Source organism: Lysinibacillus sp. NPDC097287, assembly GCF_044761695.1.
GTDB lineage: Bacteria > Bacillota > Bacilli > Bacillales_A > Planococcaceae > Lysinibacillus.
In genome coordinates this window covers 47,906-72,844 of sequence record NZ_JBIWCX010000010.1, presented here as the reverse complement: position 1 = coordinate 72,844, position 24,939 = coordinate 47,906, and the positions used below count along the sequence as shown (strand labels likewise).

The window sequence follows — 24,939 nt, the reverse complement described above, 5'->3', positions numbered from 1 at the left end:
CAATATTATTTATTGTAGTAAAAGTGCTATATGATTTTCTTTTAAGAGTCTAGGGATAAAAATCTAATATATTCTATTCTGAAAAGCGGCTATTAAGTCGTGTTTCGTCAAACAGCGACACACCTGATTCTCCGACTATTATTAATCAGCAGCATATATTTTTTTTAGGCGATTAATATCTACTTCGAATTTATTATCATACTGTCTCGCTATCGTTTTTACTTGTTCTTTTGGTCCGAAATAAATCACCTTAAAATCATCATTTACATATTGAACGACAAATACCTCATCAAATGCATCAAACGTATTTTGATTCAATGTTATAAAACCATCAGTTTGAGCCGTCGTTTTCACACTGATTTTTTTGCCATTACTTACAACATCAAACCCGTGCTGGTTCGTTTGTCTAGACAAACTCCCTTTTGTGACAATCGCACATAGAAATTCGCCAATCCGCCCAATTAAATGACGTAATTCAGTAGGTTTACAGCCAAGTAGATTCATTTCATATTGTAAAATTTGATTATAATCTTCATAGAGTTTTATGATTTGTTCTGTACTAATCATCTCCATTGCATCACTTACACTGATAGGTTCATTATAAAGTTCTTTTACACCATTTCTCCATTCGCCAACAACGAATTCACCAGTCTGTCCCTGAGGCTTATGGAAAATCAGCCCTGTATAAGCGAAGTTTTCTCCTATGTATTTGTAATTACTTTTTGTAACATATAGAAACAGATGCTTGTTGAAAGTAATCCCTTTATTGTAGCGGTTGTAACAATAATCTGATAAAATCACGCTTTCTGAATTAGTGCCGTACTGTCTTTTTAATTGTGACTTCACTTCCGCTGGTGAAATAATCTGGTTGTCTTTATTCATCATCATTTCTTTAATTTGCTCATAGATTGTCATTATTTGAACACCCTTTCTTATCCATTATTGTTTTATATAGCCAACCTATATCCTCGATGTATCTTAACTATATTTCCAATAAGTATAGCATTCACAATTCCCATATTTTGTCCATAAATAAAAAAAAAACAGCTCTATTTACAGAGCTGTTTTTCATACATTTTTTCACATACCAAACTTCTGTCTATATCCGCACTTCCTACATAATTCTTCGACTGCTTCTCTTCTTGAAAATCCATCAACTATATTATTCGCTCTCTCACCTTCTACAATTTCAGTGAAAGATTTATCATTAACGTTTCCTAGGTTTATGACACCCTCACCATCTAAGCAGCAAGGCACGACTGTACCGTCAACAAGAATTGCCGCTTGGCTACGAAGCGCATGACAAAATCCTTTGCCCTCATCCTCAGGTGCAAGTAAGCTTGGCCATCTAAATTCATGATCTTGGTTTAAGTACACATTGTGCGCAATTTTCACACCTTTACCTGGTTGTACTTTTTCTTCGATCTTATAATCTAAGTCATATTCGTTTTCTAGAATTTCTAATGTTTCGCGATTCCGTCTCGCTGCAAGATCTGTCACATGCTCTTGTTGTAAATTCCATAATCGATACGAAATGATTGTGTTATATTCCTTCGCTTCCCGCACAAAATCTAAAATATCGCCTAAATATTTTTCACGATTTTCTGAGCCCTCATGACCGTCAAAACTATGCAATGAGAAGTTTATTTGACGCAACGCAGGCTTTCCAAGTAACTTTTCACGATTCTTTTTAATCAGCGTACCGTTTGTTGTAATGTTTACTTTGAATCCTTTTTCATGGGCAGCGTCTAATAGTTGGTTGATGCGCGGGTGTAACAGCGGCTCGCCCTTTACGTGCAAGTAGATGTATTTTGTATGTGGTCGAATCTCATCAAGTATTTTGTTGAATTGCTCTACCTTAATCAGTCCTTTTGCACGTTCAGTCGGCGGACAAAAACTACAAGCAAGATTACACACACTCGTAATTTCGATATATACTTTTTTAAATGTTTTCAACGGGTATTCACCAATCCAGTTCTTTAATTATTCAATCCTACTCATTTTAACAAATTTTCACGATGTCGAGCTGATTTTCACAACTCTACCTTACTATAACCAAGCGAATATCTCATCTCTACTAAATTTCTTCATAGTACAGTGGCTACACGCACAAACAAATCTCATTAAAATTAATATTTTAATAGTATACCAAAAGAAAGGAGTGAAAAAACCCGTGTCAGGAAATGAGAGTAACTTAAACAATTATAATTTTAATAAAAGACAAGACAAAAATTGCAATAAAAATCCTCATATAGATGAATTAAATATCACTATTCACATTCATAACACCTTTAATATTGGCAAAAAGGAATATCATATTGAACAAAGAGCAGAGGGCGGCGGACAAATCAATAAAGATGTTGGTACGAATGCCAACCAAGGTGGGCAAAATGCTTTAAACCGCAGCCAAACAAGTAATGAAAAATCTCAATTTGCAGACGGAAATGGCCGAAGTGGCATTGCTGGAGATAATAATGATGAAGCTGGCGGGCAACAAGGAATCAAAGTAAGAGATAGTTTAGTGTTAGACAGCGATATTCATTCATCCTCTAATCATAGCGAGAGTCAAGAAGACCTAATGGAAGATGAGTAAGCTTTCATTCAACAAAATACGCTTCTACAGTAATCACATAACAGAGTATCGATTGTATCAGATCTTCAATCAACCCCTCTGTTATGGTAAGATTTTATCTTCTATCCAATCTCAAATGCAATTCAATATCCTTAGCTCTTGTAGCTTCAATTACTGCTTTCAAAGAAAGAAGTTTTTACTTGTATAAGAATACCTGAAGATTTTTATTTCTATCGATTGTCGCTAATAATACATCCTTAGTATCGACGTGGTATGTTGTTATGATTTCTTGTTTTAGCCAATCCACATTCATTTTTTGATTATTCACTTCATCATAATCAACTTTTCCCTCTTTAATAATGACTGTTGGAAAAGAAAAAGGTGTAGGTGCCAAGTTCATATCTGTTTGTGTCAGTGTCTGATACTGAGGATATAAAAAGCTTGAAATCGATCCATCTGGTTCCCATAAGGCGAGAGCCACCCTTTGAACATCTTCAATTTGTTCTTTTCTTAATTCCGATAATAATAAATCAACTGAAATCCTTGCCTTTTTTAAGTTTTTCGAAATAATTTGACCCTCTTTTATAAGCGGTAGCGGAGAAGGATCTATAAAATGTCTAAAGGAGATCCAGTTGAGGCTCAAGAATACCCCCAATAAATATAAAACAACTAATACAGTCATCGTAATCATGGAACCCTTCATACCTAATCCTTCATCAGATAAGGGGTGAGCAATAATATTCCCAATAGAAATAGCCATTACAAAATCGAGTAATCTCAATTGGGAAATCGAACGCTGTCCCATAATTTTTGCTGCAATGAGTAAAAAGAAAAAAGCGATTATTGCCCTTAAAATCCATTGCACGGCAGTAAGTGATTCTTGTCCATGAAAAAATTCCACCATCACACATCCTTTAAATCTTTGTATTTCCCTATTATCACTATTCACTATACCTTTTTATAGACAATCATTTTTTCAAGAAATATTTCTTAAAACCTAAGAAGGGATCGTCAAAAAAGTCCAATATTGACTTTTTGAAGATCCCTTCTCGCATAAATCGTATACAAGCATCAATTACTGATTTCAGCTTCAGCTACGCTTTTCACACGATCTACAAACTTAACTACTACCTTTTCGCTAGCAAATATTAAAAATAATTTCACCAACCACTTTAAAGGTCGATTAGTCACTGTGTATGTAAATGAAGTCTTGCTTTCATTTATTTTACGTAGTTCATATAAAGCCATAATTTCAAATAAATTAGCGAGTGTGAAACCTACTTTCAGCCTTTTTTTATCAGGTTTATCCAAGTATTCAAAGGTTTCTACATCATATTCTTGAATGTGTTTTCCTTCTTTATACTTTTGACGATAAACACTGCCAACCACTTCTTCAGTAACTTTAACAGGTGTATTTTCCACTATTTGAGGCATAATCTTCTGCATTTCTTCTAAAGAACCATTGAAAAACTTCCAAACATGTTCAATTGGAGCGTTTATTTCAATATTTTTTGTCCATGTTTTCATAAAAAACACCTCTATTTTCAAAAATAAATAATTCTTATTAGTGATTTCCATTAAAGCAGAATTTCAAACAAAATAGCTAAAAAGATTACTATATAGTTTGAAGGAGCTCGTTACATGCCTCTTGGCCTTTTCTACTTAATTTTCTGACGGTAAACAAAATTAAACAGCCAGTCGCCGGTACAATACCGTCAACTGGCTGCAAAATAAGGTGTTTTCTTACTTTATTTAATCAACATTATTACCAAACATATAGGCCAACCAATGCTGCGCTTAATAAAGAGACTAGTGTTCCGGAAAGGATCATCATCCAAACACCTTTGGACAAGTTATCCGCTTGCTCTTTTTTGACAATCCCGTTAAAGCAACCTAGAATCATACCAATCGTAGAAAAGTTTGCGAACGACACTAGGAATGTAGAAAGTACCGCCATCATATGGGGATTGAATGAATCCATAATTGGCACAATTTCAGCCATTACAACGAACTCATTCGTGACTAACTTAGTCCCCATGTACTGAGCTGTTTGGAATGCTTCATCAATTGGCAAACCAAGAAGAAGCGAAAATGGAGTCATGATGACACCCAAAATACTACTTAACGATAACCATGGAGCGAATAAATATAACACTTTGTCTACAAGAGCAGCAAGTGATACAAATGCAATGAGCATTGCTGTAATGATTAAAATTAACTTACCAGCACCAAGAATAGAATCTCCTAAGAAAGAAAAGAAGGGTGGCTTATCTTGTTTGTTCATTTCAAAAATAACGTCTTCTTCTTCTGTTACAACTACTGGATTTAAAATACTTGTAATAATAATCGCATTAATGATATTTAAAGGGATCGCTGTTAATACATACTGTGCTGGTAGCATTTGTATGTATACTCCGATCATCGCTGCAGAAACGCAACTCATGGACATCAGTGATACTGTCAGTAAGCGTGCCTGACTCATTGACTTTAATTGTCCACTCGAAACCGCCAATGCTTCTGTATTACCCAAAAACATCATTTCAATCGCGTAAAACGCTTCAAATTTAGGTTGTCCTGTCAATTTAGAAAGTCCCCAGCCTAACCCTTTAATGATTTTGGGAAGAACACCAAAATACGTAAGGATATCAAACAGTGGCACAACAAGTAGTATTGGCATTAAGGCACTAAATACCATGTCCATATTTTCGACATTTACCATGCTAGCAAAAGCTAAACCAATACCTGAATAAGCAGTGTCTATTAACCAACTAAAACCTAGTGCAGCTTGTTCAACTAGCCATCTCCCCAACGGAAAGGCAATTAATAACCAAGCCAAGAAGGCATTGAATAACACTAAAATACCAGTAGCCTTCCAATTGATTTTCTTTTTGTCCTTTGAAAACAAAAAGGCAATACCAATAAATGCAAATATACCAAGGATGTTAATAATCAGATATATGCCCATAATTTACTCCTTCGATAAGTTCAAACTCTTAACAATCCAAACATAGCAACATGATAATCTTGTTATCTAAAAGTCTAACATTTCTTATACTCGGCCTCCGTAAAATGATAACGGTAAATGTTTGATGTGTTTGTGAAAAGTATGTCCTTTAATTTCTTCTTTCGAATTATAATACTTTTTTGATAAACATAGCAACTTACCATTCAATTAAAATAGATTTTTTAAACTTTCTGTGTACGGCGCGTTAATAATTCCTTTTTCTGTAATAATAGCTGTGATTAAATCATTCGGCGTCACATCAAATGCAGGGTTAAACACTTTCACACCATTTGGAGCGGTTTGTTTACCGAAACCACAAGTGATTTCTTCAGCTGAGCGCTCTTCGATTGGTATATCAGCACCCGTTTTTGTTTCCAAATCAATCGTTGATAATGGACTAGCCACATAAAATGGAATATTATGCTTTTGTGCTAATACGGCTAAACCATAAGTCCCGATTTTATTTGCTGTATCTCCATTCGCTGCAATACGATCACAGCCTACAATTACGGCATCTACTTTTCCTTGTTGCATCACCATAGCAGCCATGCTATCCGTTATCAAAGTTACATCGATATCTGCTTGCATAAGCTCCCATGCTGTTAATCTTGCACCTTGTAACAATGGTCTTGTTTCATCAGCAAATACACGAATATCCATATTTTTTTCCTTAGCAAGATAAATTGGCGCAAGCGCTGTTCCATATTTAGCTGTCGCAATTCCCCCAGCATTACAATGTGTTAATAGGGTCATTCCATCTTTTAAAAGTGTTAAGCCATGCTCTCCAATGCTTTTACAAATTTCAGCATCATCTTTCTTAATTGCATCCGCTTCATTCAATAAAATTTGCTTTATTTCAGCGACTGGCTGTTCCTTATTTGCAACAAGCGTGTTCTTCATTCGATTTAATGCCCAGAATAAATTAACTGCAGTGGGACGTGAAGAAGCAAGATACGCTGAGATTTCTTCGTACTTAGCTGCGAATGACTCATAATCATCTTCCTTCACTTGGCTTGCTCCAAGTGCTACTCCGTACGCTGCTGCGATTCCAATCGCTGGTGCTCCACGGACTTGCAACTGAACAATAGCATCCCATACATCTTTTACAGAATCGATTTCAAGATAAACTTCCTCTAGCGGTAGTTTTGTTTGGTCAAGTATAATTATTTTTTCGCCGTTATATGTAACTGATTCTATATTTCTCATGAAACCTCATCCTTTATTTAAATATTCAGTAAATTAAAACCCCTATTATAGTCCTAATTTTTCCTTCATCTCATTTATCGCTGACTCATGAACAATGTGGACTTCACCAATTGATTTTGCCATATGATAAATTTTCGCTGAATCCTCTAAATAGACAGCTTTCATATAGGCTTCATCCAACGTTTTACCAATTGCAAGTGCGCCATGATTTGCCAGTAGACACGCTGTTGTTTGTTTTTTCAATAAAGTTTCAGCTGTAACATCTCCTAACTCTTTAGAGCCAGGCATTGCAAATGGAGCAAGTGGTACTTCTCCGCCAAGCAGTACCATCTCAATCAACACTACCGGAATCGATTGATTGAGGACTGCAAAGGATGTTGCATACGGCGAATGCGTATGTGCAACCCCACCCACATCTGATATTTTTTCATAAATACTTAGATGCATCTGCCATTCAGAAGATGGCGGCTTAGTGCCAGACAGAATATTTCCATTAAAATCAATAACAGTAATATCCTCTGGCACCATTGTTTCATAAGCTGCACCACTTGGAGTAATTGCCATCACTTTTAAATCTCTGTCAACTGCACTGAAATTACCGCTAGTTCCAGCCATCAAGCCAGTATTATAGGCTTTCAAGGCATTCTCATGAACCGTTTGTTTTAATTCACTATACATTTTGAGGTTCTCCTTACCTTCTACGAACCAAATGAAACTTCATGATGTTATTAACTATAAGACTTTTCCCATAAAAAACGGGCTCATTCATATTTGTATAAAAGATTTGTTCCAATACTTGAAGGGCGTCATTTTCTAAAATAGCAAGTTTATCTGCAACACCCGCCGAAGCATTTTCAGCAAAAATATTACATTGAGAGCTAAATATAGGCGTACCTTGAACATTACTAAAATAATTCAGAAGAGAAGCATCCGCATACATGGAGTGAAAATCTTCACATACATACTTCTCAGGAATGTAAATATAGTCCAAAGCAAATGGTTTTTTGTCTGCTGTACGTATGCGCTCAAAAAACATTAAATTATCCGTTTTATCTAAGCCTAGCATTTCACGTATTGAATCATCTGTACATTTACATAGTTCAGTTGTACCTATCGTCCCAACTGAATAGTTTTGTGCTTTGACAAGGTCTGTCATGCTATCTAGTCTCTCAAGACCCGTTGAAAGCATCGGTGTTTTAGAAATAACAAACGTACCAACACCATGCTTTCGCAAAATGTAACCTTCTAATTCCAACTTTTGAAGGGCCTCTCTCAATACAGGGCGACTTATATTTAATTTGTTTGCGAGCTTTTGTTCAGCATCTAATTTTTCGCCAACTTTAAGAACATCATTTTCTATTAGTTCGATAATTTTTTTAAAAGCTATAGATGATAATGATTTTTTTTCAATTCCAATATCTTTCATTTGTATTCCCCCTAAGACATCTATCTTACATCATACTATTGTTAAATAATACATGACAACATATGCCATAGGAGGTCACTCATTACAGATTGATAAATGTATCTAACGCAATATCAATTTCTGCTTGAATCGCAGCATTAACGACATCTTTATGCGGATTATAATCATTCATATCCGCAAAAGCATAGCCATCAAGTGCAAAAATCCCTACTGCTGATACACCTCGTAATCTCGCAATAACATATAAAGCCGCAAGTTCCATTTCTGCACCAAGAACACCTGATTCTTTATATAACATATGTGGTATTTCAACTGGACCAGCATAAAACGCATCTATTGTAGCGATTGTTCCTAATCCATATGTAACATTCGCCTTTTTTGCACATTCTTCTAATTTCAGCAACATTTTAAAATCTGCAACTGCTGGTACACCTTCTGGAACGAGCTGTCTAGTTAGCCCATCTGCTCGCACAGCTGAATCAGCAATAATTAAACTACCTGGTGGTAATGCTTCAGTGTATGACCCGGCCGTACCTACACGAATAATTTTTTTTGCTCCTGCTTTAATTAATTCTTCAAAGCATACCGCAGCTCCAGGAGCACCAACGCCGTGTGAGGCTACTGTAATTTTTTCACCTTTATAATAACCATTAATGATTCGATATTCCCTGGAATAAGCTATTTCCTCAGCATGATCCAATCGCTCACCAATCACCTTTGCTCGATTTGGACTTCCACAAACGATGACTTTTTCCGCAATAGATCCTTCTTCAACTTGGATGTTTGGCAACATTTTCCCTGTGCTCTCCATGAATTATCACCTCGTTATTTGTTAAGAGGTTTGACCTCTTAACGACCATACTACATATCTATGTAAACGTTGTCAATGTCATTTCAAAAAATTATAATAATATAGTAAAATTTCACGCGAATTTAAAAGCAACAAGAAACTAATGGGTGCATTCAATAAGATAGTGTATAACAAAAAAAAAAATCAGCCCTTATTACTTAACGTAATAAAGACTGATTCTTATTCAATAGTCACTCTACTCTCTATATCAACTGAGTAAATTTTTAAATAGTGCGCTTATAATTCTTTTTACCGTCATACGAGTAAAGAGTTTGCTTTTCCTCATTATATGTTTCTACATGGACAGGGCGCCCCCACAACTGATAAATATACTTTAGTACATTTTCTAAATAGTGTGGATCGAGTTCCATCCCTTCATAGCCATGCACTAAATACAATTCACCATTTCGTAAGTAATCTCCATTGACCACTTCAATGTATGGAAACCCTCCATTTACCCGCATCGATACAAGTTGATCACGGACTTTTTTATAATCTTTATCTGATATCTTATATTCATTGCCCTTTTTCTCAAATAAATAAAGGTCTTCCTGTTTTACTAAATCCTTTGTTAAATAGTTTCTGATAAAGGAAATATCCGATTCAACCTCACGGACTTCAAACATTTTCTCGCGACCTGAGTTTGGTTTAACCCCTAATTTTAACATCTCTTTATTTGGGTTATTATATCGCTCCTCAATGTCTTCAAAGATTTTTATACCCAAGTAATAGGGGTTAATGGATGTTTTTGATGGCTGCACAACACCGGCATTTAACTTCGCATATTCAATCGTTTCAGACGTTGTTAACTTGAGTTCTCTCATAATACGCTGATGCCAGTATGAAGCCCAACCTTCATTCATAATTTTTGTTTCTAATTGTGGCCAAAAATACAACATTTCCTCACGCATCATCGTTAAAATATCTCGTTGCCATTCCTCTAGCTCTCGACTATGCTGCTCGATGAATAGTAGCAGATCCTTTTCTGGCTTTGGCGGAAACTTTTTTATTTTTTTCCATAATGGCTTTGGTTCAGTTTCTTTTTGATCCAACTGCCAAAGATCATCATATACAGTTTTTTGTTCAATAATTTCTTCTTCGTCCTCTTCATAATCGCTCGCTAGCATCTTTGGCCGGATGATGGATGGATCAATATGTTCTTGAATGGCTAACACTGCATCTAAAAATTGTTCTACTTCATCCTTACCATAGAGCATTTCATAGTGTGCAATTCGTTCAGCTGTTGCTGTCATGCTCTCAACCATGTCTCGCCTTGTATTGGAAAAGCGAATATTGTTTTTAAAGAAGTCACAGTGCGCTAGTACATGCGCAATAATCAGCTTATTTTGTATTAACGTATTTGTATTAAGTAGAAACGCATAACAAGGGTTAGAGTTAATAACTAGCTCGTAGATTTGACTTAAACCAAAGTCGTATTGCAGCTTCATTTTATGAAATTGTTTCCCAAAGCTCCAATGGGAAAAGCGTGTCGGCATTCCATATGCACCAAACGTGTAAATAATATCTGCAGGACATATTTCATAACGCATTGGATAAAAGTCTAAACCAAATCCTTCAGCAATTTCCGTAATCTCAGCTATTACACGGTGAAGCTCTTTTTCCATTTATCTAAATCCCTCCCGCGTCTATTATTAAGGAATAAGTTCTCGACGATGCTTCGCCCAAGATTAAACCTCTGCTTTTTGGAAAAAGCTTTTTAACGCTTCGTATACGTCACTTTTTTGTTTTAGAATATAATGTCGAAATTTTGGATTGTCGATCTTCTTATACGTATTCATTAACGTGGAGTAACGGCTATGTTGATTTACCTCTCCATAGCCAAACATACTAGAAATCCCCATTAATTCCTGAACTAATTTCATACATTTCTCATTGTCCATGGACATGTTTTCTCCGTCCGAAAAATGAACTGGATAAATATTATAACGAACTGGATTATATTTTTCCTTAATCAGTTCTAATGCTTTTACATAAGCAGACGAACAAATGGTTCCTCCGCTCTCACCTTTTGTGAAGAATTCTTCTTCTGTCACAACTTTCGCTTCCGTATGATGCGCGATAAATTCAATTTCAACTGTTTCATATTTAGAACGTAGAAATCTTGTCATCCAAAAGAAAAAGCTTCTTGCACAATACTTCTCAAAATTCCCCATCGATCCACTTGTGTCCATCATCGCAAGGACCACTGCTCGCGATTCGGGTTTTACAACCTCATCCCACGTTTTAAAACGTAGATCGTCATTATGAATAGGTGCAATCTCTGCTTTACCTTTCATAGCATTTCGTTTAATAGCAGTTAAGATTGTTCGTTTTTTATCGATATTGCCCATAAGTCCTTTTTTGCGTATATCATTGAATTCGATTTTTTCTGTTGTGATGTCCGCCATTTCTTTCTGTTGCAAGTTTGGTAACTCTAATTCTTTAAATAAAACATTCTGAACTTCCTCAAGACTAACTTCTGCTTCATAGTAGTCTTTCCCAGCCTTGTCACCCGCTTCTTTACCTTGCCCCGGCGCTTTATTCCCCTGACCCGGTTCACGGGCCACAACATCGCCTACTTTGCTATCACCTTGTCCTTGACCAACATGCTTTGATTTATCGTAGTTATAACGAATTTTATATTCATCTAAAGAACGTATTGGAATTTTGATAACATCTCGCCCGTTCGACATTACAATACTTTCTTCGCTTATTAAGTCTGGTAAATTATTTTTTATAGCATCTTTTACTTTATCCATATGACGCTGCTGGTCTTGGTACCCTTTACGATGGAGGGACCAATTTTCCTGAGAGATGACAAAACGTTTATTCTGATTTTCAGTCATTTTTATCCTCACCCATCTTTAACAGAAAATTTTTAAAAAACTTACAAACGACCTGAACCTATAATTGTAAATATTCACACCTTTTTGTTTCGTAACCAAAAGTCAGGGATGACATTTGATTTAAAGAGCGTATTGATTTTAGATTGTTTGTTGATTGGAGTGGAGACTGGGCGACTCCTGGGGGATTAGCGTCCTAGATGAGACCCTGGAGCGAGCTTGCGAGTGAAGCGGCTCATCGGACGCCCCCCGGAAAGCGCCCAGCCGGAATGGAAATCAACCCCCAGTTATGCTGATGAGCCCACTTTTTCTATCCTATGCGAATCTAGTGAATTATTTAACTTCTTTTGAGAAATAAAAAAGGAGTGCCACCCAATATTAATTGGACACTCCTATTTACTAATTAACGATTCAATAAGCTACCTACGTATTGTAATAGCTCATTGGCAGAAGTTGAATTATAGCCATGCTCATCAATAAGCCTTGCAACAACATCGTTAATCTTTTTAAGTTGTGACTCATCTGGCATTTTAGACGACGTTGTAATTTTCACGACATCTTTTAAATCGGCAAACAATTTCTTTTGAATTGCTTCTCGTAATCTTTCATGAGAATTGTATTCAAATCGTTTTCCTTTCCTTGCATATGCCGAAATTCGGATTAAAATTTCCTCACGAAATGCCTTTTTCGCATTTTCTGAAATACCAATTTGTTCTTCAATAGAGCGCATTAATTTTTCATCTGGGTTCATTTCTTCCCCAGTTAGCGGATCACGGATTTTATTTTTATTGCAGAAAGCCTCCACATTATCGAGATAATTATTCATTAATGTTTTTGCAGATTCTTCATACGAATACACAAACGCCTTTTGCACTTCATTCTTCGCAATTTCATCGTATTCTCTTCTGGCAACTGCAATGTAATTCATATATTTTTCTCGGTCTTCCTGAGAAATCGAAGCATGTTGATCGAGCCCATCCTTCAACGCACGCAGTACATCTAAAGCATTAATAGACGGTACTTCTTTTCGAATGATGGCTGAAGAAATCCGATTAATGATATAACGTGGATCAATACCGTTCATACCTTCATTCAGAAACTCTTTCTTCAATTCCTCTACGTCCACTGAGTTAAATCCTTCAACACTTTCTCCATCATATAGACGCATTTTCTTCACTAAATCCACGCCTTGTTTTTTTGGAACCTCAAGTCTTGTCAACACAGAGAAAATGGCTGCAGCCTTTAATGCATGTGGCGCAATATGCACATGTGCAATATCGCTTTCATTAATCATTTTTTTGTAGATTCGCTCTTCCTGACTGACTTTTAAGTTATACGGAATCGGCATCACGATAATCCGTGAATGTAAAGCCTCGTTCTTTTTATTGGAAATAAAGGAGCGATATTCTGTTTCATTCGTATGGGCAACAATCAACTCATCGGCACTTATCAATGCAAAGCGTCCAGCTTTAAAATTCCCTTCTTGCGTCAAAGATAATAAGTTCCATAAGAATTTCTCATCTAATTTAAGCATTTCTTGGAACTCCATCATACCTCGATTGGCCTTGTTTAACTCCCCATCAAAACGATAAGCACGAGGATCCGATTCAGAGCCATATTCAGCAATCGTTGAAAAATCAATACTTCCCGTTAAATCTGCAATATCTTGTGATTTCGGATCAGAAGGTGTAAATGTTCCAATCCCCACACGTTTGTCTTCCGAAAAGATAATACGCTCAACCATGACATTTTCAATACGGCCATTGTATTCATCTTCAAGTCGCATCGTATTTAAAGGAGATAAACTACCTTCTATTCGTATACCATACTCTTCAAAGAAATCCTTACGTAAATGATGTGGAATTAGATGTAATGGATCTTCATGCATCGGACATCCCTTTATAGCGTAAACTGCACCTTCGTCTGTTCGTGAGTATTGCTCAAGCCCTCGTTTTAGCAATGTCACAATCGTCGACTTACCACCACTCACTGGCCCCATTAATAATAAGATTCTTTTTCGAACATCTAATCTTTTTGCTGCAGGATGGAAATACTCCTCCACAAGCCTTTCAATTGCTGTTTCAAGCCCAAATATTTCTTGACCAAAGAAACTATACATTTTCTGTTCGTCTCTTTCACCTAATCCAGCGCTCTTAATCATATGGTACACGCGAGAATGCGCTGTTTGAGCAATTTCAGGTCTTTCTCTCACCATGTCTAAGTAATCCGCAAATGTACCTTCCCACTTCAACCTATCTTCTTCTTCACGGTAGCTTCTAAGCTTATTTAAAATGTCGATAGCCTTCCCTCCATTCAGGGCTTGTTTTCTATCATAGTATGAAACTAGAAAAATTATGATACCTAATACTTTTTGTATTCCTAAATAATTTCTACAGAAATGTCGAGAATTTTCTTCCTCTTGCATCCGCAAATCATCTTCATTTCAAATTCCACAACTTTAAAAACTTCCATTCAACATTCCATTGGGACATTGTTGGCTGAACAACCTCACCAAGAAATGTTTCCCTTTCTAAAAATGCACCCTATAAAGTAGACGTTTGAACTGTCTACTTTATAGGGTACATTTTACTTTCGGTTGCCATTTTTTATGTTTACTTTTTATTTCTTCTAATTCGTTCTAATAATAAACCGTCTGTCTTATTGTTTTCGCCTATGACAAAGTCTGTCATATAATACGTTAAATAATCTCCAAAATGATTATTTGTATGGACTAAAAGCTCATCAACATAATAAGCACCATTTTCGATATCATCTAATAATAGGACAGCCAAAGATGCATAAACACCGCATGCAACTTGAAAATACGTTGCATTCGTCTGATACTTCGAGAAGATATCTTCATTTTTCAATACGTTATACATATACTTTTCCCTATCGTTATATACGAGAAGTACACCGCACAAATCTTCGCCTTCTAATGCCCCATCCATAGGGTCAAGTACTTTCATTTCAAAATCCCATAACTTATCTACATCCTCAATATTCGTAAGGATTAGTTCCGTTGTATGATCATTTATTTTGTATAAAAATCCACTTTCCATGTTATACAATTTCCCTAAGGTATATACTTCTTCATGTGGCATTAAGCTGCCATAAAATTGTTTGTCCCCCAATGTAACCTTAAACTCTAGATCATAAACATTTTCGTATAAGAACAGCGGTGTTTTCTGACTCATAAACATCGGATAACTTAAAATCGCCTCATCTAAAAAACATTCTGGCGACCAAGTTGTATATATAGTATTCTTCTTTGCTTTTTTCTTATCCTTATAAAAAGAGGAATCATGTTCCACTATATAACAAGCAAGTGGTACCTCCTTTGTTGGTTCTTTTTTTAGTAATTCAATAGCCATCCATTGTACAACACCTGGATTCATGCCAGAGCAAATAATTGAAGCTGAGTTTGAAATACTATCCTTATGTTTTTCTAAATGCCGTAGCCTTTCTATTAAACCAAATCCTTCAAATAACTCTTCGTTTTCATCAATATAGGGATTTTCTAATGCGGTATTCACATAATCAACACCTAATTGATCACAGCATTGCATCATTTCTACCGTATCTGCCCACGATACATCAATAACTACAGTAGTATTTGTTTTTTTCAGATGTTCAATTAGCTTTTTACTCTCAGTTAAGTCAAATTGATGAAATGCAAATTGATTTTTTAAATTAGTAAAATGTTGTTCAAAATATGCTTTGTCCACTTGCTTCTTGTCTATTAAATGGATCAAGCTGTTTTCGATAACGGCATTTAACGGGTCATACTTGTCTTGAACCGATTTATTTAGTACTGAAAGGATTGCTTTTGCTACACCGCCAGAACTACCTAGAATCGTGATGGAATTGCTATATTTCATCATGTTATCACCTCACTTTCTTCTTACTAGCATATGAAGTAGAAAACGGTGAACGTAGGTATATAACAATTGATACTAAAATTACTAATCACTAGATACAGGTCAAAGTCCGCTTTAATGCTCAGTAGATAAACTGGACTTATGAAATATAAAATTTCGGTTATTCTAATCCTAGAAGAAAGGAGGTTAAATATTGGCTCGAAATCTTATTCCCTTCCTAGCATTTACCATGTTGTGGAATGCTTCTTTTTTCACCACCGCATCAGCAAATGAAGAACCCTCAAGGGAAGAGATACTACAGCAGCGTATGACCTATTTTGTACAATTTGAAGATCAACTTGTCCCATGGTACTCTTTAGCTGCAATAGATCAATATGAACGAAATATACAGTCCGTTCGTTCAGATATTCCTAAACGGGATGGCATGATTGCCATACAATTTTCGGACGAATATTGGTCAGGAGCATTGAATCCATCTAGCCAAGATACATCGCCAGCAACAATTGACTTTTTTGGAGGCATGGGTCTTGATGGAAATGGTGATGGAATTGCCAATCCAAAAGACGATGTAGATGTGATGTTCACAATGGCAAATTATTTAAGCAGCTTCGGATCGAAAGAAGAAGATTACAAATTAGCCTTATGGGAATATTACAGAAGCGAAGAAGCGGTAAATCAAATTATGACCATTTTTAAGCTTTACAAACATTTTAAAACAATGGATTTAGATGCCCACACATTCCCTATTCCAGTTCGCGCTGATTATAGCTACAGAGGGACTTGGGGTGCCAATAGAGGTTGGGGTGGACGAAGAATCCATGAAGGTACAGACCTTTTTGCCGGCTATGGCACACAAGTAGTTTCAACCTCTTATGGTGTTGTCGAAGTAAAAGGCTGGAATCAGTTCGGTGGTTGGCGTATCGGTATACGCGATAATCACAACTCGTATCATTATTATGCCCATCTTGGTAGTTATAATAAGGAAATTAAAGTTGGTGATGTTGTAGAGCCTGGTACGCTACTTGGCTATGTCGGTAGTTCTGGTTATGGTAAAGAAGGAACGTCTGGCAAGTTCCCACCTCATCTTCACTACGGCATCTATAAATTCAACGGACGTACGGAATGGGCTTTTGACCCTTATCCGTCTCTTTTGCAATGGGAAAGACAAGCTAAAAAGGCTAAGCAATAAATTTAAAACGACGAGCAACTATAATGTATAGTCACTCGTCGTTTTAATTTGAGATAAATTTTGTTGTACTTTCCTCTTACTGCCCACATCGTCTAGTGATTGATCTCTTTCAGGAAATTTGGTGAATCATTTCTAAGCAAATTTCTTGTTACAATCGTTAGAGTTTAGATAGAGCCAATGGATTTGATAATTTAAATCTAAAAAAATTCTAACTATGAAATAATTCTAATTTTATCTATAATTGTAATAATAAATACATTTTCAAATGGAGAATGGATATGATTGTGAGAACAAAACCTTTAAAGATTAAGCTTAAACAAACACAAAATCCTCTCGAAGATTTTATGCACTTAAATCATTATGCTGCAAATATGGAGGTCCTTTTTGTAAGATACATTGGTATTCCTGATTCCACCGAACTTTATAACGAGAATATTCTTAAAATAGACCAATATTTTTCTTCAAATTTATCTACTACACCATACTTACGATTACATGGACTTGAGCCAATATCAAATAAAAATGATATTAATAGATTATCAATCATTTGGGACAGTTGGAAGGATATCTTTAACAATCCAATCACTGACCCTAATTCGCTTTATCAAACACCCCTGTGCACTCAATTAGATAACGAAACACTTGAATGGACTAAAAAAAACACCTTTGTAAAAATTCTTTCAATGTATAAAAATGCAAATCCGAATTCAAATACAACGCTACAAAAAAACTTTGTTATTAAATTTTCGCATTGGATAGATACCTACTTACCAAAGCTTTTTAAACCTACTGGCATATCTCCAAAAGTCATTTTTATCGGAGATATTAAACACCATGAATTATTATTTTTATATTTCTTATCTAGACTTGGCTGTGACATTTTCTATATGAATCCGAAAGAGGATATCGCCAATTTGTATCCTGACGTAGAAACATACTCAACGTTATATAAGTGCAGCGCCCTATATTCAGGTAGCATCACAATTCCTGAATATACACCTGCACCAAATTTAGAGCATACTCCCATGCCTCCTACACAGAATGCAATTTCTCAATCCAAGATATCTAAGCCTACCAAACAGCATCAAAGTCGACCTCTGGCTGAAGAATTTAGTTATGAGCAGTTGGCTGGTCTATCAAACTCTGTTGTCATGATTAAAGTTTATGATGAAGAAAATACTATTTTGTGCGGTGGCTCAGGTGTTGTCATCCATAGCAGTGGATATATTTTAACGAATCTACATGTGGTTGCGGGTGGCCATTATTATTCAGTACTCTATGAAAATGAAACGGAAGAACATTTTACAGATAAACTCATTAAATATCATCAGCTATATGACTTGGCGATTATTAGAGTTGATAAAAACTGCTCACCCCTCACTATTAAAACTGACGATCATTTAGTTAGAGGGCAGAAGGTTGTTGCCATAGGTAGTCCTTTAGGGTTATTCAATTCTATCTCTGATGGTATTGTTTCCGGTTTCAGAGAGATTAATAATATCCCTATGATTCAATTTACTGCTCCAATTTCTAATGGAAGCTCAGGTGGTGCACTGCTAGATATGTATGGGCGGTTAGTAGGTTTAATTACTGCTGGATTTGATAAAGGGCAAAATTTAAATTTAGCAGTGCCTTCGGAAAAGATATTTCAATTCGCTGAAAACTTTATTGAACATATGAACTAACTTATTGTGCTATCTACAACCCAACTCCTATTCCAATTACACAACACAAAGAATCCCCCCAATTGTTTGAAACGCATCTAACAATTGGAGGGACTTCTCTTTACCATTCACATTTTAATTTTACTACTCTTAACGATCTCGATTTACTATATAATTCATAAAATGCTTCAGGAAAGTGGTATTGTGTGAGACTCCTTGTAGTGCTTCTATTGCCATACAGTAATGGTCCCACATTTCTTTTTTGGCACCTTCTTGACCTAAGATGGATACGAAAGTGGAGCTGTTGTTTTCTGCATCCTTGCCTATTGATTTTCCGAGTAAATTAGTGTCTCCTTTCACATCTAGGAGGTCATCTTTAATCTGAAACGCAATGCCAGCATGTCGTGCGAATTTTTTTAAGGCTTCAATCTCAGCTTCTTTTGCCTGAGCCAGAATTGCAGGCATTATTAGTGAAGCTTCGAATCCTATCCCCGTTTTATAAAAGCACATCATATTTAGTTGCTCTAATGTTAGTGGTTTTCCTTTGGAGCCCAAATCCATCGCCTGTCCCCTACACATATCCCCAGTCACCTGAGCAGAATATTGAATTATTTTTAGTACAGTCTGCGAATCAAATTGATCCAGAGACGCTTGTTCCTCAACCGCCTTCTGCATCAAAAAGAGACCCGTTAATTCTGCAATAGCACTGTTATATACTTGATGTAAAGTTGGACGTCCTCTACGAATAGTTGCATTATCTTGGGATGGTAGATCATCGAAAATTAAAGAGGCTGTATGCATATATTCCAATGATTTTAGTAGCGGTATAATTGCTGACTCATTTAGTCCATATGCTTTTACCCCCATGAACCAAGTTATTATTGGTCTCAATCGTTTACTATTACCCTCTAAAATGTAATTTGCCGCATCAATGATTGGCTCTTCTACCAAAAATGCTTGCTCTTTTTGAGGAATACTTAAGATGTTGTTCATCTGAATGCGTAAAGAAGCAATCGTGTCTAAAAAGTCTTCTCGCTCCTCACGTTCATTTTTCAATATCGTAATGATGTGATCACGAAGCAGTTTATCAAAGAAATCCACATCATCTGCTTTACGAACCATGTTTTGAATAACTTTGTTGAATTTAGGATCTCCAGAGGCAAATAGCTCCATCACTTCATTATATTTTTCGTTACCCATTCGTTCTTTAAATCGTTTCAGGCCGTTTATAGCACGATCCAAAATCACCTCACAAGCTTTTGTATCTGAGTTGTATACGTTATGAATCAGATTGGCGATAACTGTCCAGTACAATTCAAAAGGGTTTATAAGATCAGGACGCTCACCATGATATTTCATATAGTACGTATAAGGAGTTACCGCGCCAACTTCCATGTCATCAAACATATCTGCAAAATCATCTGCTAGCTGATTGTAAATACCATATAAAAATGTTCGATTGTCAAAGCCCTCGTCCTCAGGAGCGCTAATTAATGAACGGGTAATTAATCGTGAAGAAGACGATTTTAAAATAATCGGTATAAATAATTCTTCATTGGAGTAATTTGCATGTGAAAGATCCTTTACTCGGTCCACGTCCTGCGCATTAAAAAATACATAAGATTGCTCGAAAAAACTTTTTAATGTCTCTGGTAGCTGGTGGGATTTAATATACTCGAAGGCTTCCCGTAGCTCGGAATGAATAAAGCTGATAAGCTCTACGTTTCCACCAGTCCAATCACCCAATTCTGGTACAGATCCTGTTGTGAGTGTGATACGTATTAAATCGGAATATTTTTTTTTCTCTTCAACAGATAATACATTGGCATCTAGAAGGTCGTCGACGAAAGGATACGTCAGACCATAGGAGTATCCTAATCGAATCGCTTCATCTAGCTTTTGAGTACGTTCTTTAGGAGATACCTCATCTCCCATTTCCTCAACGACATGTAGTATTACCCCAGCAATGATTTTAATAAGTTTCCGCTGAGCGTGCACAGCATCCATCCCGTCTGGAATATTAGTGGAGACAGTATTTAGTTTGTTCATAACCCAAATCATAGCGGACTCAATACCTTCTTTTTGAGCCAGCCTATACAATTTAGGCACACTAAACATCTCAATGTCTTCTTCTCGATCTGCTGTCAGTTGTTTTTTTAGGGTTTCAACTACATCCCTAATCTTTATCTGTGTATCAGGTGTGTCCAACGCTTTGCCCAAATCTCGCATAAAAATATAGGAGATGCTACGATCCAAATAATCATCTAATTTCCCTGTGTAATTCAACCATTTAATATAGTTGTGATATCCTTTTGGACTCGTTTTTTCCTTACCACGCGAAAAAAAGGTAAATAATGATCGAGGTTGAATATGCTGTTGTTTCCACCCTTGTATATCTTTTGTTAAGGTTGGGCCATAGTTTTTTTGCTGGACCTGTTCGTAAAGTGATGCAAAATAATGAGCAGCTCTCTGCTCCTCTTGCCGATAGCACCCATCAGCATTTATTAGTAATGTTTCATTCATTCTATAACTCACCTTTACTTGTTGGTCTCTTTAATTAAATCCAGTTTAAATAATCTAAAAGATTAATATTTCCTTTTATCATAGCTGATATTTACCTACCTTGTCTTTAACTTCTAACCTTACAGCCATTTATCCTCTAGCATTGATTAAAAAACATTAATTTTGTATTTTATGCATAGAAAAAGCCCTATACCATAGTAAAGGACAGTTTGATGGGACATAATTAGATTTATTTCTCATTAATAGCATTGAAATTGCGTTAACGCCATTGTCTCACTGGCACTCTTTCAAGGCGCCTAATAATAACACTTATCTTTTGATACCATTCATTACAGTTTTTAAATGCTTCCTCATATTCCTCAGAGTCTTTGGCAATCGCATCTTCATTTTCCATAAATACATATTCTACGATAGGTTCCCCTAAATCATCGACTACCATTTTTAAGCTTAGCTTTTCAACAGTTTCTTCTTCACCTTCTTCGTCTTCTTCATCGTCTGACTCTACAATGTAAACGACAGAACTTTCCTCACTATCAGGCAATGTGCTACCTAGTAGTCCTTCTTTGGGATACAAAGAAAGGATAGCTTCATCTTCTTCAATAGCAGCTTCCAGTATTTGATTGAATGTATATTCTTTTATCTCAAATTGAGGATGATCTTCTTCTCTTTTTACCATATAGAATTTCTTTGTATCTTCATTTATTAACAATGCGCTTAAATAATCCGTGGATAAGAAATGTTGAGTATGTGGAATTCTTGCAAGTGCTTCTTCACTAATCCTTCTTCTTTCAGCATCTTTTCTAGCAGCTTGGTTTCTTCTCTCTATATTCGCCCAGATAAACATTCCGAGTGCGATGATAATACAAATACCAGTTACTATAGTGCTTTTCACTAAATATGCTATAACAATCCATATAATACCTATGACATATAGGAGTACGATTATGTCCATTTACATACCACCTTGTAGATCTATATTCGATTGAAAGCTCAACCATTATAGAAATACTATTCGTCAGCTGCTATTTTTATTCTCTTTAAAAAATTGATTTGTATACATTAACTTGCGAAATGTTAGAAAAGGTAATAACGAGATACGACTTAGTTTTGAATAAGTGTAAATACCAGATAAAAGCTTTTGATTAGCACTTACTTATAGTTAAGTCGTATCACAATCTTGCATAGTCAAGAAAACATCAGAGAAAAAAACATAAAATAAACTATTTAAAATCCCTTTATTAAAAGGATCTATTAATTTTGGGGATTGATGTTAGACCATCATAAAACAGTATATAGGTTTAATATATACCACTTTCTAAAATGTATTAAAAACAAATCCAAGACCATTCTAATATCACGAGGAGGTGAGAAAGATATGGCTACAAATAACCGAAGTTCAAATAAGCTTCAAGTACCAGGAGTACAAGAAGCCGTGAATCAAATGAAATATGAGATTGCACAAGAATTTGGCGTACAGCTTGGAGGAGAAGCTTCTTCTCGCTCAAACGGTTCAGTTGGTGGAGAAATCACGAAGCGACTTGTTCAAATGGCTCAAGAACAAACAAGACAAACAAAAGGTAACTAATACAATTAAATAAAACAAAAGAACGAATTCCGATTATTGGGATCCGTTCTTTTTTACGATTAACTTTACTTTTATGATCTATATTTTATAGTTAAACCTTTTAAAAATTTACGCGCGAAATTATCGCCGCATTCTTTATAGTTTCTATGCCCTGGTTTTCTTAAAATAGCGCCTAATTCGCCTTTTGATACAGCTATACCACCGTCATCAAGGATATCCAGCATTTCTTCTGTCGTTAATTGTAATGCTACTTTTAATTTCTTCAGCAACATATTATTCACATTATCTGATTTTTGAACAGTTGGTTCTGGATTTTGAGGTTGTCCTGGTCTTTCTTCTTGTTTTCCTCGTTTAAACGTGATTAAGCCATTTAAAAATGCCTCTAGCATCTTATTGTTGCATTTGATTTGATCGCCATTTTCCTCAACTTCAACATCATCAAATTCTTCTTTTGACTTAGTTAGAATCTTAAGCACATCTTCCTTTGTAACTTCAATCCCACCAAGTTTAAAGATTTCAATCATATCTTGATTTTTTATATCTAGCGCATAGCGCACTCTAATTAAAATATCGTTATTATCCATTTATAAACCTCCAAATAAAATTCACCAATCACATCTTGGTACTATAAATACCATATTTCAAAATAACAAAAACAATCAGTTGTCATGATTGCTTTTGTATCTACAGAGATATTAGTGTTCGATTGCTTTTATATTTTTATACTCTGGAAGCAATCATCTCATCCAACATTGGAATAAACATCAATTCAAATTGAAGATGATTGGCAACAAGTACATTATCAGTACCTATTATAGCACCCGTTTCCTCCAGTTCAATGCAATACCTCAGATAATTATCATGATTATCTTTACAGTAGAATTGCAACCGACAAGAAAAGTATCTTATCCATAAAAGTCATCTGAATAAATCTGTCTTAAAAATGTAGGCATCAGCAAAAACACAAGCTCGTTACTTCAAGAGTAGCGTGTATTTTACTAAAAAAGATGGTACTTCTAAAATTTCTGAATAAGGTCTGCCGCTTACAATTACCTACGAGCATGATATAACTTTATCTTAATAAAAATCTAGTTGATTGGAGTGGAAGGCGGCGACTCCTAGGGGATCAGCAAGCAACTTGAGACCCTGCAGGAGCGTGGCGACGAAGCGGCTCAAGGCTCGCCCCCTGGAAAGCGCCGCCTGTAACGGAAATCAATGGGGCCTTGACTAAACTCTCATACACAAAGAATTTATTGATGTAATTGTTTTTCACCAATGTGTAAAGCCCACCAAAATGACTTGGTGAGCTTTACATTGATGAAGAAAATAAATAGACGTCTTCGAACATCTCTTAAAGGATGCTTAAACTTGTTTCTTTAATATCTGTGATTAGCATATGACCTGGTGCATGCGTAATCATAATTGCAGGTTTGCTTTCCATTGCCACGGCTTGAGGTGTTACGCCGCACGCCCAGAATACAGGTATTTCTCCTGCCTTAATGGACACGGCATCACCGAAATCTGGTTTTGAAATGTCCGTAATCCCAATTTGTTCTGGACTACCGATATGTATTGGTGCACCGTGTACAGTTGGAAAGCGTGAGGTAATTTGAATCGCACGAATCGCATCTTCTGGTGACATTGGACGCATGCTTACAACAGTTGGTCCTTCAAACATCCCTGCTTTCACACATGGGATATTCGTTTTATACATTGGTACATTGCAGTTTTCTTGGATATGTCTAATTGGAATACCTGCTTCAAGAAGCGGTGTTTCAAATGTAAAGCTACAACCAATTGAAAATCCAACCATATCTTCTTCCCAATAATCCGTAATATCTAATACTTCCTCTGTAAAAACACCATCACGATATATACGATATTTCGGAATGTCCTTGCGAATATCTGCATTTTTTGAAATTGTAGCTGGTATAAATGATCCCGGTTCTGTCACGTCTAATAACGGACATTGTTTTGGATTTCGCTGACAAAATAATAGAAAATCAAAGGCATGTTCCTTCTTTAAAATCACTAAATTTGCTTGTGTATATCCAATTGACATGCCAGAAGTTGGTCCTGTTATGTCTTGATCTCGAATAAGTTTACGTATTTCATTTGGCTCTATAGTGCTATATGTAGTCATCATCAATTCGCTCCTTGTAAAACAACCATCCATGGTTAGATGCTCATGGATGG

Annotated in this window: 21 protein-coding genes; 4 read left to right on the top strand and 17 right to left on the bottom strand. The window is 36.0% G+C overall.

Features of this window, described 5'->3' with window-relative positions; all coding sequences use genetic code 11:
* Positions 1-141: 141 nt before the first annotated feature.
* Both ACIQ2D_RS14620 and ACIQ2D_RS14615 read right to left on the bottom strand, forming a co-directional pair.
* Complete coding sequence (locus ACIQ2D_RS14620; protein WP_402865224.1) at positions 142-915, bottom strand: DUF7225 domain-containing protein; 774 nt, start codon at positions 913-915, stop codon at positions 142-144.
* Positions 916-1,080: 165 nt separating this feature from the next.
* Positions 1,081-1,956 (bottom strand): radical SAM/SPASM domain-containing protein, encoded by an 876-nt coding sequence (locus ACIQ2D_RS14615; RefSeq protein ID WP_402865222.1) that lies wholly within the window; start codon positions 1,954-1,956, stop codon positions 1,081-1,083.
* A gap of 217 nt (positions 1,957-2,173) precedes the next feature.
* Between ACIQ2D_RS14615 and ACIQ2D_RS14610 the strand changes: the two genes are divergently transcribed.
* Entirely contained in the window at positions 2,174-2,593 is a 420-nt protein-coding gene (locus ACIQ2D_RS14610) for a hypothetical protein (protein WP_402865220.1), read from the top strand.
* Positions 2,594-2,768: 175 nt separating this feature from the next.
* Here the strand turns inward: ACIQ2D_RS14610 and ACIQ2D_RS14605 are convergent, their stop codons facing one another.
* The 11 genes from ACIQ2D_RS14605 to ACIQ2D_RS14555 form a co-directional block, all read right to left on the bottom strand.
* The gene (locus ACIQ2D_RS14605) at positions 2,769-3,473 is read right to left on the bottom strand and encodes a DUF421 domain-containing protein (protein ID WP_483869750.1); all 705 of its coding nucleotides are present in this window, start codon (positions 3,471-3,473) and stop codon (positions 2,769-2,771) included.
* A 170-nt stretch (positions 3,474-3,643) separates the two neighbouring features.
* Positions 3,644-4,099, bottom strand: coding sequence for an SRPBCC family protein (locus ACIQ2D_RS14600; protein ID WP_402865218.1), 456 nt, complete (start codon positions 4,097-4,099; stop codon positions 3,644-3,646).
* Between the two features lie 238 nt (positions 4,100-4,337).
* Positions 4,338-5,531 (bottom strand): NupC/NupG family nucleoside CNT transporter, encoded by a 1,194-nt coding sequence (locus ACIQ2D_RS14595; RefSeq protein ID WP_402865373.1) that lies wholly within the window; start codon positions 5,529-5,531, stop codon positions 4,338-4,340.
* Positions 5,532-5,744: 213 nt separating this feature from the next.
* On the bottom strand, positions 5,745-6,782 hold the full coding sequence (mtnA, locus tag ACIQ2D_RS14590; RefSeq protein WP_402865217.1) for an S-methyl-5-thioribose-1-phosphate isomerase: 1,038 nt from the start codon (positions 6,780-6,782) through the stop codon (positions 5,745-5,747).
* 45 nt (positions 6,783-6,827) lie between these two features.
* The gene (locus ACIQ2D_RS14585) at positions 6,828-7,460 is read right to left on the bottom strand and encodes a class II aldolase/adducin family protein (protein ID WP_402865215.1); all 633 of its coding nucleotides are present in this window, start codon (positions 7,458-7,460) and stop codon (positions 6,828-6,830) included.
* A gap of 13 nt (positions 7,461-7,473) precedes the next feature.
* Positions 7,474-8,208: a GntR family transcriptional regulator gene (locus tag ACIQ2D_RS14580; protein ID WP_402865213.1), complete on the bottom strand. Its 735-nt coding sequence runs from the start codon at positions 8,206-8,208 to the stop codon at positions 7,474-7,476.
* Between the two features lie 82 nt (positions 8,209-8,290).
* Positions 8,291-9,019, bottom strand: coding sequence for a nucleoside phosphorylase (locus ACIQ2D_RS14575; protein ID WP_402865211.1), 729 nt, complete (start codon positions 9,017-9,019; stop codon positions 8,291-8,293).
* A 263-nt stretch (positions 9,020-9,282) separates the two neighbouring features.
* A complete protein-coding gene (locus ACIQ2D_RS14570; RefSeq protein WP_402865209.1) occupies positions 9,283-10,683 on the bottom strand; it encodes a SpoVR family protein in 1,401 nt (466 codons plus the stop codon).
* Positions 10,684-10,746: 63 nt separating this feature from the next.
* A complete protein-coding gene (gene yhbH / locus ACIQ2D_RS14565; RefSeq protein WP_402865207.1) occupies positions 10,747-11,904 on the bottom strand; it encodes a sporulation protein YhbH in 1,158 nt (385 codons plus the stop codon).
* Between the two features lie 400 nt (positions 11,905-12,304).
* The gene (locus ACIQ2D_RS14560) at positions 12,305-14,200 is read right to left on the bottom strand and encodes a PrkA family serine protein kinase (RefSeq protein ID WP_402865370.1); all 1,896 of its coding nucleotides are present in this window, start codon (positions 14,198-14,200) and stop codon (positions 12,305-12,307) included.
* A gap of 313 nt (positions 14,201-14,513) precedes the next feature.
* A complete protein-coding gene (locus tag ACIQ2D_RS14555) occupies positions 14,514-15,785 on the bottom strand; it encodes a saccharopine dehydrogenase NADP-binding domain-containing protein (protein ID WP_402865205.1) in 1,272 nt (423 codons plus the stop codon).
* A gap of 226 nt (positions 15,786-16,011) precedes the next feature.
* Here ACIQ2D_RS14555 and ACIQ2D_RS14550 point away from each other — a divergent pair, with 226 nt between their 5' ends.
* Positions 16,012-16,971, top strand: coding sequence for a M23 family metallopeptidase (locus ACIQ2D_RS14550; protein ID WP_402865368.1), 960 nt, complete (start codon positions 16,012-16,014; stop codon positions 16,969-16,971).
* A gap of 278 nt (positions 16,972-17,249) precedes the next feature.
* Positions 17,250-18,656: a trypsin-like peptidase domain-containing protein gene (locus ACIQ2D_RS14545; RefSeq protein WP_402865203.1), complete on the top strand. Its 1,407-nt coding sequence runs from the start codon at positions 17,250-17,252 to the stop codon at positions 18,654-18,656.
* A gap of 129 nt (positions 18,657-18,785) precedes the next feature.
* Here ACIQ2D_RS14545 and ACIQ2D_RS14540 read toward each other — a convergent pair whose 3' ends face one another.
* Both ACIQ2D_RS14540 and ACIQ2D_RS14535 read right to left on the bottom strand, forming a co-directional pair.
* Positions 18,786-21,158, bottom strand: a complete 2,373-nt coding sequence (locus ACIQ2D_RS14540) for a polyprenyl synthetase family protein (protein WP_402865201.1) — start codon at positions 21,156-21,158, stop codon at positions 18,786-18,788.
* 259 nt (positions 21,159-21,417) lie between these two features.
* Positions 21,418-22,110: a hypothetical protein gene (locus tag ACIQ2D_RS14535; protein ID WP_402865200.1), complete on the bottom strand. Its 693-nt coding sequence runs from the start codon at positions 22,108-22,110 to the stop codon at positions 21,418-21,420.
* Between the two features lie 423 nt (positions 22,111-22,533).
* On the opposite strand from ACIQ2D_RS14535, the gene ACIQ2D_RS14530 reads away from it, so the two are divergent.
* Positions 22,534-22,743 (top strand): alpha/beta-type small acid-soluble spore protein, encoded by a 210-nt coding sequence (locus ACIQ2D_RS14530; RefSeq protein WP_402865198.1) that lies wholly within the window; start codon positions 22,534-22,536, stop codon positions 22,741-22,743.
* A gap of 71 nt (positions 22,744-22,814) precedes the next feature.
* On the opposite strand, the gene ACIQ2D_RS14525 is transcribed toward ACIQ2D_RS14530, so the two are convergent.
* Together ACIQ2D_RS14525 and ACIQ2D_RS14520 are read right to left on the bottom strand one after the other, a co-directional pair.
* Positions 22,815-23,327: a YehS family protein gene (locus ACIQ2D_RS14525; RefSeq protein ID WP_402865196.1), complete on the bottom strand. Its 513-nt coding sequence runs from the start codon at positions 23,325-23,327 to the stop codon at positions 22,815-22,817.
* Between the two features lie 767 nt (positions 23,328-24,094).
* Positions 24,095-24,886 carry a putative hydro-lyase gene (locus ACIQ2D_RS14520; protein ID WP_402865366.1) on the bottom strand — a complete coding sequence of 264 codons (792 nt, stop codon included), beginning with the start codon at positions 24,884-24,886 and terminating at the stop codon, positions 24,095-24,097.
* Positions 24,887-24,939: the final 53 nt, after the last annotated feature.

Bases quoted from the DNA above. Each gene is read 5' to 3' on its own strand.
- ACIQ2D_RS14585 (WP_402865215.1), bottom strand. From the start codon at position 7,460: ATGTATAGTGAATTAAAACAAACGGTTCATGAGAATGCCTTGAAAGCC.
- ACIQ2D_RS14600 (WP_402865218.1), bottom strand. From the start codon at position 4,099: ATGAAAACATGGACAAAAAATATTGAAATAAACGCTCCAATTGAACAT.
- yhbH (WP_402865207.1), bottom strand. From the start codon at position 11,904: ATGACTGAAAATCAGAATAAACGTTTTGTCATCTCTCAGGAAAATTGG.
- ACIQ2D_RS14580 (WP_402865213.1), bottom strand. From the start codon at position 8,208: ATGAAAGATATTGGAATTGAAAAAAAATCATTATCATCTATAGCTTTT.
- ACIQ2D_RS14550 (WP_402865368.1), top strand. From the start codon at position 16,012: ATGTTGTGGAATGCTTCTTTTTTCACCACCGCATCAGCAAATGAAGAA.
- ACIQ2D_RS14520 (WP_402865366.1), bottom strand. From the start codon at position 24,886: ATGACTACATATAGCACTATAGAGCCAAATGAAATACGTAAACTTATT.
- ACIQ2D_RS14535 (WP_402865200.1), bottom strand. From the start codon at position 22,110: ATGGACATAATCGTACTCCTATATGTCATAGGTATTATATGGATTGTT.
- ACIQ2D_RS14575 (WP_402865211.1), bottom strand. From the start codon at position 9,019: ATGGAGAGCACAGGGAAAATGTTGCCAAACATCCAAGTTGAAGAAGGA.
- ACIQ2D_RS14525 (WP_402865196.1), bottom strand. From the start codon at position 23,327: ATGGATAATAACGATATTTTAATTAGAGTGCGCTATGCGCTAGATATA.
- mtnA (WP_402865217.1), bottom strand. From the start codon at position 6,782: ATGAGAAATATAGAATCAGTTACATATAACGGCGAAAAAATAATTATA.
- ACIQ2D_RS14555 (WP_402865205.1), bottom strand. From the start codon at position 15,785: ATGATGAAATATAGCAATTCCATCACGATTCTAGGTAGTTCTGGCGGT.
- ACIQ2D_RS14620 (WP_402865224.1), bottom strand. From the start codon at position 915: ATGACAATCTATGAGCAAATTAAAGAAATGATGATGAATAAAGACAAC.
- ACIQ2D_RS14545 (WP_402865203.1), top strand. From the start codon at position 17,250: ATGATTGTGAGAACAAAACCTTTAAAGATTAAGCTTAAACAAACACAA.
- ACIQ2D_RS14530 (WP_402865198.1), top strand. From the start codon at position 22,534: ATGGCTACAAATAACCGAAGTTCAAATAAGCTTCAAGTACCAGGAGTA.
- ACIQ2D_RS14540 (WP_402865201.1), bottom strand. From the start codon at position 21,158: ATGAATGAAACATTACTAATAAATGCTGATGGGTGCTATCGGCAAGAG.
- ACIQ2D_RS14570 (WP_402865209.1), bottom strand. From the start codon at position 10,683: ATGGAAAAAGAGCTTCACCGTGTAATAGCTGAGATTACGGAAATTGCT.